This is a genomic window from Pseudomonas sp. B16(2017), from assembly GCF_002113205.1.
In the GTDB taxonomy this organism is placed as follows: domain Bacteria; phylum Pseudomonadota; class Gammaproteobacteria; order Pseudomonadales; family Pseudomonadaceae; genus Aquipseudomonas; species Aquipseudomonas pharyngis.
On sequence record NZ_NEKA01000006.1, the window covers coordinates 102,995 to 115,591 of the forward strand.

The 12,597-nt window shown below is 60.3% G+C and carries 14 protein-coding genes; 9 read left to right on the forward strand and 5 right to left on the reverse strand.

The window, feature by feature from the left end; all coding sequences use genetic code 11:
* The first annotated feature begins 56 nt into the window (after window positions 1-56).
* The 4 genes from CAG25_RS12070 to CAG25_RS12085 all read left to right on the forward strand — a co-directional run bounded on the left by CAG25_RS12070 (window position 57) and on the right by CAG25_RS12085 (window position 3,774).
* Window positions 57-1,343, forward strand: a complete 1,287-nt coding sequence (locus tag CAG25_RS12070; RefSeq protein ID WP_064594172.1) for an MFS transporter — start codon at window positions 57-59, stop codon at window positions 1,341-1,343.
* A gap of 66 nt (window positions 1,344-1,409) precedes the next feature.
* Window positions 1,410-2,162 carry a 5-oxoprolinase subunit PxpA gene (locus tag CAG25_RS12075; RefSeq protein ID WP_085611658.1) on the forward strand — a complete coding sequence of 251 codons (753 nt, stop codon included), beginning with the start codon at window positions 1,410-1,412 and terminating at the stop codon, window positions 2,160-2,162.
* A complete protein-coding gene (locus tag CAG25_RS12080) occupies window positions 2,159-2,863 on the forward strand; it encodes an allophanate hydrolase subunit 1 (protein ID WP_085611594.1) in 705 nt (234 codons plus the stop codon). The genes CAG25_RS12075 and CAG25_RS12080 overlap by 4 nt, the downstream gene beginning before the upstream one ends.
* A complete protein-coding gene (locus CAG25_RS12085) occupies window positions 2,860-3,774 on the forward strand; it encodes a biotin-dependent carboxyltransferase family protein (RefSeq protein ID WP_085611593.1) in 915 nt (304 codons plus the stop codon). The genes CAG25_RS12080 and CAG25_RS12085 overlap by 4 nt, the downstream gene beginning before the upstream one ends.
* Window positions 3,775-3,811: 37 nt before the next feature.
* On the opposite strand, the gene CAG25_RS12090 is transcribed toward CAG25_RS12085, so the two are convergent.
* Together CAG25_RS12090 and CAG25_RS12095 are read right to left on the reverse strand one after the other, a co-directional pair.
* A complete protein-coding gene (locus CAG25_RS12090; RefSeq protein WP_016771218.1) occupies window positions 3,812-4,990 on the reverse strand; it encodes a VWA domain-containing protein in 1,179 nt (392 codons plus the stop codon).
* 12 nt (window positions 4,991-5,002) lie between these two features.
* Window positions 5,003-5,848 carry a MoxR family ATPase gene (locus CAG25_RS12095; RefSeq protein ID WP_007911294.1) on the reverse strand — a complete coding sequence of 282 codons (846 nt, stop codon included), beginning with the start codon at window positions 5,846-5,848 and terminating at the stop codon, window positions 5,003-5,005.
* Window positions 5,849-6,049: 201 nt separating this feature from the next.
* Here CAG25_RS12095 and CAG25_RS12100 point away from each other — a divergent pair, with 201 nt between their 5' ends.
* Both CAG25_RS12100 and CAG25_RS12105 read left to right on the forward strand, forming a co-directional pair.
* Entirely contained in the window at window positions 6,050-6,280 is a 231-nt protein-coding gene (locus CAG25_RS12100; protein WP_064594177.1) for a DUF4160 domain-containing protein, read from the forward strand.
* Entirely contained in the window at window positions 6,268-6,768 is a 501-nt protein-coding gene (locus tag CAG25_RS12105) for a helix-turn-helix domain-containing protein (RefSeq protein WP_085611592.1), read from the forward strand. The genes CAG25_RS12100 and CAG25_RS12105 overlap by 13 nt, the downstream gene beginning before the upstream one ends.
* On the opposite strand, the gene CAG25_RS12110 is transcribed toward CAG25_RS12105, so the two are convergent.
* Window positions 6,765-7,841, reverse strand: a complete 1,077-nt coding sequence (locus CAG25_RS12110; RefSeq protein WP_085611591.1) for a DUF748 domain-containing protein — start codon at window positions 7,839-7,841, stop codon at window positions 6,765-6,767. The two genes, CAG25_RS12105 and CAG25_RS12110, sit on opposite strands and share 4 nt — an antisense overlap.
* A gap of 128 nt (window positions 7,842-7,969) precedes the next feature.
* Between CAG25_RS12110 and cysK the strand changes: the two genes are divergently transcribed.
* Window positions 7,970-8,944: a cysteine synthase A gene (cysK, locus tag CAG25_RS12115; RefSeq protein ID WP_085605613.1), complete on the forward strand. Its 975-nt coding sequence runs from the start codon at window positions 7,970-7,972 to the stop codon at window positions 8,942-8,944.
* Window positions 8,945-9,132: 188 nt separating this feature from the next.
* Complete coding sequence (locus CAG25_RS12120; RefSeq protein ID WP_064594184.1) at window positions 9,133-10,071, forward strand: aspartyl/asparaginyl beta-hydroxylase domain-containing protein; 939 nt, start codon at window positions 9,133-9,135, stop codon at window positions 10,069-10,071.
* Between the two features lie 44 nt (window positions 10,072-10,115).
* Here the strand turns inward: CAG25_RS12120 and CAG25_RS28350 are convergent, their stop codons facing one another.
* A complete protein-coding gene (locus CAG25_RS28350) occupies window positions 10,116-10,295 on the reverse strand; it encodes a hypothetical protein (RefSeq protein WP_143492905.1) in 180 nt (59 codons plus the stop codon).
* A 432-nt stretch (window positions 10,296-10,727) separates the two neighbouring features.
* Between CAG25_RS28350 and CAG25_RS12125 the strand changes: the two genes are divergently transcribed.
* Window positions 10,728-11,591, forward strand: a complete 864-nt coding sequence (locus tag CAG25_RS12125) for a DMT family transporter (protein WP_085611590.1) — start codon at window positions 10,728-10,730, stop codon at window positions 11,589-11,591.
* A gap of 57 nt (window positions 11,592-11,648) precedes the next feature.
* Here the strand turns inward: CAG25_RS12125 and CAG25_RS12130 are convergent, their stop codons facing one another.
* Window positions 11,649-12,557 (reverse strand): DMT family transporter, encoded by a 909-nt coding sequence (locus CAG25_RS12130; protein WP_085611589.1) that lies wholly within the window; start codon window positions 12,555-12,557, stop codon window positions 11,649-11,651.
* Between the last annotated feature and the right edge of the window lie 40 nt (window positions 12,558-12,597).

The following is a 12,597-nucleotide window of genomic DNA, read 5'->3' on the forward strand; positions in this document are numbered from 1 at the left end:
CGATAGGCGTCGTCGGAGCTTCGAACAAGACCAATAAAAGCCTGCGGAGACATGCCATGAGTGCGCCCGACACCCTCGACCTCCCCAAGACTGCGGCCCGTCCCGGCCCGTTCGACTGGTATCGCAACATCAATCAGCAGGAGCGCCGGACCTTCTGGAGCTGCAAGATCGGCTACGGTCTGGACGGCATGGACACCCAGATGCTCAGCTTCGTGGTGCCGACCCTGATCGCGATGTGGGGCATCACCACCGGCGAAGCCGGCCTGATTCACACCAGTACCCTGATCGCTTCGGCCATCGGCGGCTGGGTGGCGGGGATTCTCTCCGACCGCATCGGCCGCGTGCGCACCCTGCAACTGACGGTGCTGTGGTTTGCCTTCTTCACTTTTCTCTGCGGCTTCGCTCAAAACTACGAACAGCTGCTGATCGCCCGCACACTGATGGGCTTCGGTTTCGGCGGCGAGTGGACGGCTGGCGCCGTGCTGATCGGTGAAGTGATCCGCGCCAAGGATCGCGGCAAAGCGGTGGGCATGGTGCAATCCGGCTGGGCGCTGGGTTGGGGGCTGACGGCGATTCTCTATGCGCTGCTGTTCTCGGTACTGCCGCCGGAGGATGCCTGGCGCGCACTGTTTATCCTCGGCATCGTGCCGGCGGTGTTCGTGATTTTTGTCCGGCGTCTGGTGAAAGATCCGGAGATTTATCGCGAAGCCAAAGCCAAGCAAACCCCGGACAGCCCGTCGAAGTTCTACGAGATCTTCGCCCCCGGCATGCTCTTCACCACAATTCGCGCCTCGTTGCTGACCACCGGCGCCCTCGGTGGTTATTACGCGATCACCTCCTGGCTGCCGACTTTTCTGAAGAACGAACGCGGCTTGAGCGTACTCGGCACCGGCGGTTATCTGGCGATGGTGATCATCGGTTCCTACGTCGGTTATGTGATCAGCGCCTATTTGACCGACCTGTTGGGCCGCAAGAAGAACTTCATCCTGTTCGCGGTCGGCTCGTTCACCATCGTTCTGCTCTACACCCAATTACCGGTCAGCAATGGCGTGATGCTGTGGTTGGGTTTCCCGCTGGGCTTCTTCGCCTCGGGGATTTTCAGTGGCATGGGAGCGTTTCTCACCGAACTGTTCCCGACCCGGATTCGCGGCTCGGGGCAGGGCTTCTGCTACAACATCGGCCGGGCACTGGCGGCGTTGTTCCCGCTGTTGATCGGGTTGCTCAGCCAGAAAGTGCCGCTGAGTGTAGGCATCGGTGCCTTTGCGGCAGTGTCCTACGGCGTGGTGATCCTCGCGGCATTGAGCCTGCCGGAAACCCGTGGCAAACAACTGGACGCGCAGTAACTGATAACCTGCGGGACACTGCCTGTCCCACAGCAAAAAAAGAAAAGAACTACAGGAGTGTTCACCGTGAGCCGCCTGCTATTGAACTGTGACATCGGCGAGAGCTTCGGCAGCTGGACCATGGGTCTGGATGCGGAAGTCATGCCCTTCATCGACTGCGCCAACATTGCCTGCGGTTTCCACGCCGGCGACCCGAGCATCATGCGCAAGACCGTCAGCCTGGCCCTGAGCCACGGCGTGCAGATCGGCGCGCATCCGGCCTATCAGGATCTGGTGGGGTTCGGCCGACGTTCCATGGCCTACACCGCCCAGGAGCTGCAAGACCTCCTGCATTACCAGATCGGCGCCCTCGACGGCATTTGCCGTGCCCAGGGTGGCAAAGTCAGTTACGTCAAACCCCACGGCGCGATGTACAACGACATGATGGCCAACCCGGCGCAGTTGCGGGCGGTGATCCAGGCCGTCGCGGCTTACGATCGCAGCCTGCCGCTGATGCTGATGGCCATCCGCGATAACACGGCCGCGCAACAGCTTGGCGACGAATACGGCGTGAGCCTGTGGTTCGAAGCCTTCGCCGACCGCGCCTACGACAGCGCCGGCCGACTGGTTTCGCGACAACTGCCGGGCGCGGTGCATCACGATTCCGAAACCATTATCGGGCAGGCGCTGACCATCGCCCGTGGTGACAACCTCACCGCCAGCGACGGCAGCGCGCTGCACCTGCAAGCCAACACGCTGTGCGTACATGGCGACAACGCCAGTTCTGTGGCGGCCGTGCAGCGCATTCGTCAGGCTTTGAACGAGCAGAGCGCGCCATGAATCCGCGAGTGGAAGTGGTGGCACTGGATTGCCTGATGCTGCGCCTGTTCGATGAAATCGCCGAAGCCAACATGCCGTGGATGCTCGCCGCCAGCGAGCGGCTGCGCGCGGTGTTCGGCGAGCATTTGATCGATCTGGTGCCGTCGTACACCACGTTGATGGTGCATTACGATCTGACCGCGTTGAGCCCGAATCAGGCGCGGGAGTTGATCGCCGAAGCGCTGATCGACCTGTCGCCGAACGCGCGCACCGGCGGCCAGTGTCATGTGCTACCGGTGTGGTACGACCTGAGCGTCGGACCGGAATTGAGTCTGCTGTCACAACGCAGCGGTTTGGCGGTGGAAGAAGTGATCCGCCGTCACAGTGCTCGTGAATATCAGGTGTTCGCCCTAGGCTTTGCGCCGGGTTTCGCGTTCATGGGGCTGGTGGAAGAAATTCTGGCAGCACCACGTCTGAATACCCCGCGCAAGAAAGTCGCCGCCGGCAGCGTCGGCATCGCCGAGCGGCAGACAGCGGCGTATCCGGTGCTGTCCCCCGGTGGCTGGAATCTGATCGGTCGCACACCGGCAAAACTGTTCGACCGTGAACGCGATGGCTACAGCCTCATGCAGCCCGGCGATACCGTGCGTTTCGAAGCGGTGAGTCATGCCGAATTCATCCGCCTCGGCGGTGACGACACGCCTCTGGAGGCCCTGGCATGAGCCGACTGACGATTGAAGCGAGTACGCCGCTGTGCCTGTTGCAGGATGCCGGGCGGTTTGGCGTGCGCCATCTGGGCGTGACTCAGGGCGGCGCGGCGGACTGGCGGTCGATGGCCTGGGCCAACTGGCTGCTGGGCAATGGCCTGGACTTGCCGGTGATCGAAATCACCCTCGGCGGGTTTACGGTGGTGGCGCAAGAGGATTGTCTGCTGGCAATGGCTGGCGCGGATCTTGGCGCGCAGATCGACGGTGAGGGGTTGGCGCCGTGGCGCAGTTTCAAACTGCGCAAAGGGCAGACCTTTAAGTTCACTCAGCCGTTGCTGGGCGCGCGGGCCTATCTGGCGGCGCCCGGCGGTTTCAGTGCGCCGAAAGTGCTGGGCAGCAGTGCTACGGTGGTGCGTGAGGAGCTTGGCGGCCTTGATGGTTTTGGCTTGCCGCTGGCCAAGGGCGCTTCGCTGAGTTATCAGGGCGAAACCCTGTTGGTGCGTGAAGTCCCGGCGGAGCATCGACCGGACCTGCGCCTTGACGCGCCGCTCGATCTGGTGCTGGGCGCGCAGATCGGTCAGTTCAGCGGGCAGAGCCTGTTCGATGCCTTCAACCGTGCCTGGACGCTGGACAGTCGTGCGGACCGAATGGGCATTCGCTTGCTGGGGACGGCGTTGCAATATCAGGGCAAACCGATGATTTCCGAGGGCATTCCGCTGGGTGCGGTGCAGGTGCCGCCAGACGGGCAGCCGATTGTGTTGCTCAATGATCGGCAGACGATTGGCGGCTATCCGCGATTGGGCGCGTTGACGCCGTTGGCGCTGGCTCGACTGGCACAGTGTCTGCCGGGGGCGAAGGTCAGATTGCGCCCGGTGGTACAAGAAGTTGCACACCGGGAGCATGTCGAATATCTGAAGCGCTTTTGATTGTTTCCCCCGCCGCTGGCGGGGGAGCCATTGCGGATTACTTGGACAGAAACCGCATCCCTTCTTCCAGCCCGCGCAACGTCAACGGATACATCTGGTCCTCGATCAGATCCCGCACGATGTTGGTCGACGAGGTGTAACCCCACGTATCTTTGGGGTACGGATTGATCCAGATAAGCTTCTTGTACTTCTCCATGAAGCGCTGCATCCACACGTAACCCGGCTCTTCGTTCCAGTGCTCGACGCTGCCGCCGGCCTGGGTGATTTCATAAGGTGCCATTGCGGCGTCACCGATGAAGATCACTTTGTAGTCGGCACCGTACTTGTGCAGCAGGTCCTGGGTCGAGGTGCGCTCCGAGGTGCGGCGCATGTTGTTCTTCCACACCGATTCATAAATGAAGTTGTGGAAGTAGAAGTACTCCAGATGCTTGAACTCGGTCTTGCAGGCCGAGAACAGTTCCTCGCAGATCTTCACGTGGGCGTCCATCGAGCCGCCGATGTCGAACAGCAGCAACAGCTTCACCGTGTTGCGCCGTTCCGGGCGCATCTGGATGTTCAGCAGGCCGGCGTCCTTGGCGGTGTGGTCGATGGTGCCGTCGATATCCAGCTCTTCCGCCGCGCCCTGACGAGCGAATTTGCGCAGGCGACGCAGGGCGACCTTGATGTTGCGGGTGCCCAGCTCCACGGAATCGTCGAGGTTCTTGTACTCGCGCTGATCCCAGACTTTCACCGCTTTGCCCTGGCGCTTGCCGGCATCGCCGACCCGGATGCCTTCCGGGTTGAAACCACCGGAGCCGAACGGGCTGGTGCCGCCGGTGCCGATCCATTTGTTGCCGCCGGCGTGGCGTTCCTTCTGTTCTTCCAGACGTTTCTTGAACTCTTCGATCAGCTTGTCCAGACCGCCGAGGGACTGGATCTGCGCGCGTTCCTCGTCGCTCAGCGAACGCTCGAATTCCTTGCGCAGCCAGTCTTCGGGGATCAGCGCCTGCAAGTGATCGTCGAGCTTTTCCAGGCCATTGAAGTAGGCGCCGAACGCACGGTCGAACTTGTCGAAATGCCGTTCGTCCTTCACCAGAATCGCCCGCGACAAGTAGTAGAACTCGTCCATGTCGGCGAAGGTCACGCGCTGTTTCAGCGCGTTGATCAGGTCGAGCAGCTCACGCACCGACACCGGCACCTTGGCTGCACGCATTTCATTGAACAGGTTGAGCAACATGGCGTCAGCCTCTTAGCGGGTGCCGCGACGGCTCATGAACGCCAGGCGCTCAAGCAGTTGCACGTCCTGTTCGTTCTTCACCAGCGCACCGGCCAGCGGCGGGATGGCTTTGGTCGGATCGCGTTCGCGCAGCACCGCTTCGCCAATATTGTCGGCCATCAGCAGTTTCAGCCAGTCGACCAGTTCCGAGGTCGACGGCTTCTTCTTCAGGCCCGGCACCTTGCGCACGTCGAAGAACACGTCCAGCGCTTCGCTGACCAGATCCTTCTTGATGTCCGGGTAGTGAACATCGACGATTTTCTGCAGGGTGGTGCGGTCGGGGAAGGCGATGTAGTGGAAGAAGCAGCGGCGCAGGAAGGCGTCCGGCAGCTCTTTCTCGTTGTTGGAGGTAATGATGATGATCGGACGTTTCTTGGCCTTGATGGTCTCGTCGATCTCGTAAACGTAGAACTCCATCTTGTCGAGTTCCTGCAACAGGTCGTTGGGGAACTCGATGTCGGCCTTGTCGATTTCGTCGATCAGCAGAATGACCCGCTCTTCGGACTCGAACGCTTCCCAGAGCTTGCCCTTCTTCAGGTAGTTGCGTACGTCGTGGACTTTTTCATTGCCCAGTTGCGAGTCGCGCAGACGGCTGACCGCATCGTACTCGTACAGGCCCTGATGGGCCTTGGTGGTGGACTTGATGTGCCAGGTGATCAGCTTCGCGCCGAACGATTCGGCCAGTTGCTCGGCGAGCATGGTCTTGCCGGTGCCCGGTTCGCCCTTGACCAGCAGCGGCCGCTCCAGGGTGATGGCGGCGTTGACCGCCAGCTTCAGGTCATCGGTGGCGACGTAGGCCTGGGTGCCTTCGAACTTCATCTGCTAATCCTCGAACGGTAACGCCGACCTGAACGGGCAGGGCGGGGGCGAAATAATCGGATGCCCGACTATAACGCGGGGCCCGGTCGACTGTGAACGCAGACGGCTTATTCAGTCTCTGAATGGGGCGTCACATGTTGACTCAGTTTCGGCACGAGGCCAGTATTCCAGGTATCGCCGATTTGGCGATAGCCTTCGGGCATGACTACCAAATACCGATTTCGCGAAAAATACCGCATTCAGTTGCGCGAGAAGGATCACCCGCCACCCCATGTTCACCTGACCGGTGGTGGAGTGGATGTGATGCTGAGCCTGGAAACCGTCGAGGTCATGATGGGCAAGGCACCGCCACTGATCGTCAAGGAAGCGTTGGCGTGGGTTTCGGCCCATCAGACGCAATTGCTGGAGGACTGGAAACGATGTTACCCATGAAGCGGCCACGATTGGCCGCAGTGCAGGCTGTTGGCGATGCTTGCCTGTCGCTGACCTTTATTGATGGCCAACGGCTGAACCTGGACTTGAGCCGCGATCTGCAAACCTATCCGGGGCTCGCTCCGCTACTGGACGCTGAAGTGTTTGCAACCGCTGAGTTGGGTGACGACGGCTGGAGCGTGGAGTGGCTGGAACCGGATATCCAGATTGGTGCCGATACCTTGTATCGGGACGCGCTCGCGCAAAATGCACCGGACGAAAACACACGGATTTTCATGGATTGGCGCGCTCGCACCGGACTACCGTTGAATGAGGCGGCCGAAGCATTGGGTGTCAGCGCCCGCAGCATCAGTCGCTACAGTAATGGTCGGGAAGCGGTGCCGCGATCATTGGCCCTGGCCTGTCTGGGTTGGGATTCGTTGCAAGAGAAGCCTGCACTGATCGCGGCAGAGGTTAACGGGCGTTACATCGTCAACCGTAAAACTTAGCCCGCGTCCGGCTTCGGCCGTTCATACCGGGCATTGAAGGCCTGGATGAATCCGTTGCGCAAAATCTGCAAAAACGCTTCGAACGCGTTGATATCTTGCTGGTGCACGCTGCCGCTGAGTTCGACTCGGGTGGCAAACTGGTTTTTGCCCTGGTTTTTCAGCACGGTTTCCGTGCCGCCGACCAGTGCTTCCCAGATCGAGCGGAAGATCCCCTTGTTCTTGTTCTCGACATCTTGCTGCCAGTTGAACACGTCCACGTCGCGCAGCAGCGGTTTGATGTAGCCCTTGAGCTGGCCCTTGTTGGCGGCGGCTTCGATGACCACGTCGCCGTGGCCGGCGTTGAAGTCGAATTTGCCGTAGGCCGAGGCGAAATCGTTCATGCGCTTGAGTTCGATGTCGCGGGCCCGCAGGCGAAATTCGAAGTCTTCGAAATTGCTCAAGGGGTCGAAGGTGGCTGTGGTTTCCAGCGGGGCATGCCCCAGCAGCAGAGCCTTGCCTTCGAAGCGAGCATCGCGTTTGCCCTCCTTGTCGACCACGTTGGTCAGGTTGTAAATGCTGGCGTCGACGTTGGTTGCATTCATGTTTACCGGTGGTTTGGAGTTGAAGTTGCGAAAGCTGATCCGCCCATCGCTGATCTGCACTTCGTCGAGCGTGATAGGCAACAGTTTGCCCAGTTGCTCACGCCAGTCGGTGCCCTGACCGGTCTGGGAGTTCTGCTTGTTGGCACCACCATCGACGAAGTTCACCTGAGGTTTAAAGAATTTCACCTGTGCTACGACAGCATGGTCGTACCAAAGCGAGTGCCAACTGACAGACAGGTCGATAACCGGCGCATCGACGAACGGCACCGGCACCTTGCCGTCGGCCTTGACGATTTTCAGGCCATTGATCTTGTAGGCCCCGCGCCAGAGCGCCAGGTCCACGTCGGTGATCTGGCCGCGGTAGTCGCCCATGTTGGCCAGCTTGTCATTCAGATAGTCGCGCACGAGGTAGGGCAGGGCGATGTGCAGGGCGACCAGTAATACAACGAGAGTGGCGAAAATCCACAATGGCCAACGGTAGCGACGCTTCATGGCAGCAAATTCCGAACGGTATAAAGCGATTGACTGCCGCCTGGCGCAGACGTTCGGCCCGACTGGACTGACAAGAGCAACAGGCTTACCTTGGAGAGCTGAATTCAACGCTGCACAAGGACCCAGCCATGAGCCGTATTTTTGCTGACAACGCCCATTCCATCGGCAACACGCCGCTGGTGCAGATCAACCGCATCGCGCCCCGTGGCGTGACCATTCTGGCCAAGATCGAAGGTCGCAACCCGGGCTACTCGGTCAAGTGCCGGATCGGCGCCAACATGATCTGGGACGCCGAAAGCAGCGGCAAACTCAAGCCGGGCATGACCATTGTCGAGCCGACCTCCGGCAACACCGGCATCGGCCTGGCCTTCGTGGCGGCCGCGCGCGGCTACAAGTTGCTGCTGACCATGCCGGCCTCGATGAGCATCGAGCGGCGCAAAGTGCTCAAGGCGCTGGGCGCCGAGCTGGTGCTGACCGAGCCAGCCAAGGGCATGAAAGGCGCTATCGAAAAGGCCAACGAAATCGTAGCCAGTGACGCGGGCAAATACTTCATGCCGGCCCAGTTCGATAACCCGGCCAACCCGGCCATTCATGAAAAGACCACCGGCCCGGAAATCTGGAATGACACCGATGGCGCCATCGATGTGCTGGTGGCGGGCGTCGGCACCGGCGGAACCATTACCGGCGTGTCGCGGTATATCAAGAATACGGCGGGCAAACCAATTCTGTCGGTGGCGGTGGAACCGGTGTCGTCGCCGGTGATTACCCAGGCGTTGGCGGGTGAAGAGATCAAGCCGAGCCCGCACAAGATTCAGGGCATCGGCGCCGGTTTTGTGCCGAAGAACCTTGATCTGTCGATGGTTGACCGGGTCGAGCTGGTGACGGATGACGAGTCCAAGGCCATGGCCCTGCGCCTGATGCAGGAAGAGGGGATCCTGTGCGGGATTTCCTGCGGTGCGGCCATGTCGGTGGCGGTGCGTCTGGCGGAGACCCCGGAAATGCAGGGCAAGACCATTGTGGTGGTGCTGCCCGACTCCGGTGAGCGTTATCTGTCGAGCATGCTGTTCAGTGATCTGTTCACCGATCAGGAGAACCAGCAGTAAGGGGGCGCGTTGATTCAGGTCAGCCAGGGTTCAGGATCGTTATGTTAATAAGTGCTTTGTTGCGCAATTCTTAACACTGAATGTTGGGTCGGGCGGGTTTTTCCCGGAGCCGGTAGTGTTTATCATGGCCGGCCGCCATCTCGGGTAAATGGCATGGCGTGGCGTTGTCTTATTTCAAGGAGTTGTTGATGACCTTTTCGTTAGCCGCCAAGGTGTCGGTGTTGCTGCTGTTTGTGGGCAGCATCCTCTACGTGCATTTGCGCGGCAAGGCGCGTTTGCCGGTGCTGCGGCAGTTCGTCAACCACTCGGCGCTGTTCGCCCCGTATAACGCCTTGATGTACCTGTTCTCGGGCGTGCCGTCCAAGCCGTATCTGGATCGCAGCAAGTTTCCGGAGCTGGACGTGTTGCGCGATAACTGGGAAACCATTCGCGACGAAGCCATGCATCTGTTCGACGAGGGTTATATTCGTGCCGCCGAGAAGAACAACGACGCCGGTTTCGGCTCGTTCTTCAAGAAAGGCTGGAAGCGTTTCTACCTCAAGTGGTACGACAAACCGCTGCCATCGGCCGAAACCCTGTGCCCGAAAACCGTGGCGTTGGTCAGTGCCATCCCCAACGTCAAAGGCGCGATGTTCGCGCTGTTGCCGGGCGGCAGCCATTTGAACCCGCACCGCGATCCGTTCGCCGGCTCCCTGCGTTATCACCTGGGTCTGTCAACGCCAAACTCCGACGATTGCCGAATCTTCGTCGACGGTCAGGTCTACGCGTGGCGCGACGGTGAAGACGTGATGTTCGACGAGACCTACGTGCATTGGGTCAAGAACGAAACCGAACAGACCCGCGTCATCCTGTTCTGCGACATCGAGCGGCCGCTGAGCAGCCGCCTGATGACCCGCATCAACCGCTTCATCAGCGCCTGGCTGGGCCGTGCCACGGCACCGCAGAACCTCGACGACGAGCGTGTCGGCGGGATCAACCAGGCTTACGCCTGGAGCAAGAACTTCAGCGACAGGTTCAGTGGTGCGGTCAAACAGTGGAAACGCCGCAACCCGAAGGCCTACCGTGTGCTGCGGCCGGTGCTGGCGGTGGTGGTGTTGACGTTGCTGGGGTATTGGCTGTTTGGTTGAGGCTGGAAGCAGAAACAAAAAACCGCTCCTTGTGAGCGGTTTTTTTATGCGGGGAAGGTAAAGGATGCGCCGGCGAGAACACCTCCCGGCTCTTCCGCTGCTGGATTAGCCAATGCCTCTCTAATTCGGAGTAACTCCTTTTCAGATAATTCTCCAGCAGAGCGCTTTCCTTTGGCCCTCATCGATTTGGCGCCTGGCGCTTTGTTCTCGGCGACAGTTTTCATGGCGTCTCCACTATGGTCGTTGCAATTGCAAACGAGCCTATGCGCCTGCCTCCTGCCTGTCGCTACTGGCCCTTTGTCCAAGTCGTTGCAATCCATGTCGCGGGCTGGTTATAGTCGGCGCTCGTGAGTCGCACGACTCATTGTCCAACCCTTCAAAAAAGATCAGCCCAGATGCCTGCATCCCTCATCAACGCGGTAGTCGATTCAGCGGTCAACGCTGGCGTCGTGCCGTGCGGGAATCAGCAGCCTGTGCAGATCAGTCATTACCCTCCACCTGTCAGTAGCACGCCGGTGTGCGCAGTCGTATCACCGCCGGGCGTTGGTGTTTCGGGCTGATCAGCGTTTGCTGCTGACCCCTGTGCCCGCCTGAAAAAACCTACTGAATTTCAGCTTCGGCTGAGTTGGCTATTTGCCTGACTACAGGTGGTATTCATGTTTGTCCTTTCGAAAAAGTCCGCGCTCGCGGCGGCGTCCACGAGCCTGTTCGTTCTGCTGTGGAGCAGCGGGGCGATCTTCTCCAAGTGGGGGCTGGCCCACGCTTCACCCTTCGCCTTTCTGCTGATCCGGTTTGTGATTGCCCTGTGCGGGCTGGTGCTGCTGGTGCCGTTGCTCAAGTTGAAGTTGCCCAAGGGCGGCAAGCCGATGCTGTACGCGATGGCCACCGGGGTGGTGTTGTTAGGGGCTTATCAGATCTTCTATCTGCTGGCGCTGGATCTGAAGGTCACGCCCGGGGTGATGGCGACCATCATGGGCGTGCAACCGATCCTGACGGTGGTGCTCATGGAGCGGCAGCGTTCGGCGAGCCGAATGTTTGGGCTGGCGTTGGGACTGGCCGGTCTGATCATGGTGGTTTACCAGGGCATCGGTCTGGCCGGAATGTCGCTGGCGGGGATGTTGTTCGGGCTGCTGGCGCTGGCGAGCATGACCTTCGGCTCGATCATGCAGAAGCGCATCACCGACAATCCCCTCGGCACGCTGCCGGTGCAGTATCTGGCCGGTCTGCTGCTGTGCGGGATTTTCGTGCCGTTCCAGCCGTTTCACTTCGAGCACAGCGCCGGTTTCATTGTGCCGGTGCTGTGGATGGGACTGGTGGTTTCCGTGCTGGCGACGTTGCTGCTGTACCGGCTGATCGCCCGGGGCAATCTGGTCAATGTCACCAGCCTGTTCTATCTGGTGCCGGCCGTGACGGCGGTGATGGACTACCTGATCTTTGGCAATCGCCTGGCGGCGTTGAGCGTGCTGGGGATGCTGCTGATCATCGTCGGTCTGGTATTCGTATTCCGTAAATCGGCGTAACAGCCGCGCATGAAAAAGGCCCGGGAGGAAACTCCCGGGCCTTTGTGCATCTGCCAATCAGCGGGCGGTGGCTTCTGCCGGCTTCACCACAGCGGGTTTCAGCACCAGCCACAGCGCAATGGCGATCAATACCCCGCCATACACGTGGGCCATCGACAGCGGCTCATCGAGAAAAAGCGCCCCCCACAACACGCCGAATGGCGGAATCATGAAGGTCACGGTCATCGATTTCACCGGCCCGATGGAACTCAGCAGGCGGAAGTAAATGATGTAGGCAAACGCAGTGCAGCCCAGCCCAAGGCCCAGCAGCGACAGCCAGACATTCCAGCCACCCCAGCTCACCGGCGGCGCAGTGATGACGCTGTAACCGAACAGCGGCAACAGAAACAGGGTTGCACCGAGCATGCTGCCCAGCGCCGACAGACGACTGTCGAGGCCGCCGGCCTGATCCAGCCAGCGTCGGGCGAGGAACCCGGCGAAGCCATAACAGGTGGTTGCGAGCAGGCAGGCCACCGCGCCCATCAGCAAGTGCAGATCGAACGCGACCGGGCCGGCGCGGGTCAGCACCCCCACCCCGAGCAGGCCGAGGAACACCCCGGCGAGTTTGGCCAGCGTGAGTTTTTCACTGAAGAACAAACCGCCGATCAACACGCCCATCAATGGCGTGGTGGCATTGAAGATCGCCGAATAACCGGCCGGCAGCACCTGGGCGGCGACCGAATACAGCGTCGCCGGCACGCCGGAGTTGATCACGCCGAGCAACATCACAGTCTTGAGCTTGCCTTTGAAATCCCAGCTGATGCGCATCAGCCCGAGGATCACCAGCAAGCCGACGGTGGCGATTGAAACGCGGAAGAATCCGGTCGGAACCGTACCGATCGCGGGAGCGATGATGCGCATGAACAGGAAGCTCGCGCCCCAGATGGCAGCCAGCGACAACATGCGGAAAATATCGACAGGGCTCACGGGCCACTCCTTCCTTGATCGGGACGAGAGTGTTGCCGAG

Excerpts from the sequence above, each read along its gene's own strand:
- CAG25_RS12105 (WP_085611592.1), top strand. The coding sequence starts at position 6,268 with ATGTTACCCATGAAGCGGCCACGATTGGCCGCAGTGCAGGCTGTTGGC.
- CAG25_RS12110 (WP_085611591.1), bottom strand. The coding sequence starts at position 7,841 with ATGAAGCGTCGCTACCGTTGGCCATTGTGGATTTTCGCCACTCTCGTT.
- CAG25_RS12095 (WP_007911294.1), bottom strand. The coding sequence starts at position 5,848 with ATGAAGTTCGAAGGCACCCAGGCCTACGTCGCCACCGATGACCTGAAG.
- CAG25_RS28350 (WP_143492905.1), bottom strand. The coding sequence starts at position 10,295 with ATGAAAACTGTCGCCGAGAACAAAGCGCCAGGCGCCAAATCGATGAGG.
- CAG25_RS12085 (WP_085611593.1), top strand. The coding sequence starts at position 2,860 with ATGAGCCGACTGACGATTGAAGCGAGTACGCCGCTGTGCCTGTTGCAG.
- CAG25_RS12120 (WP_064594184.1), top strand. The coding sequence starts at position 9,133 with ATGACCTTTTCGTTAGCCGCCAAGGTGTCGGTGTTGCTGCTGTTTGTG.
- cysK (WP_085605613.1), top strand. The coding sequence starts at position 7,970 with ATGAGCCGTATTTTTGCTGACAACGCCCATTCCATCGGCAACACGCCG.
- CAG25_RS12080 (WP_085611594.1), top strand. The coding sequence starts at position 2,159 with ATGAATCCGCGAGTGGAAGTGGTGGCACTGGATTGCCTGATGCTGCGC.
- CAG25_RS12125 (WP_085611590.1), top strand. The coding sequence starts at position 10,728 with ATGTTTGTCCTTTCGAAAAAGTCCGCGCTCGCGGCGGCGTCCACGAGC.
- CAG25_RS12100 (WP_064594177.1), top strand. The coding sequence starts at position 6,050 with ATGACTACCAAATACCGATTTCGCGAAAAATACCGCATTCAGTTGCGC.
- CAG25_RS12070 (WP_064594172.1), top strand. The coding sequence starts at position 57 with ATGAGTGCGCCCGACACCCTCGACCTCCCCAAGACTGCGGCCCGTCCC.
- CAG25_RS12090 (WP_016771218.1), bottom strand. The coding sequence starts at position 4,990 with ATGTTGCTCAACCTGTTCAATGAAATGCGTGCAGCCAAGGTGCCGGTG.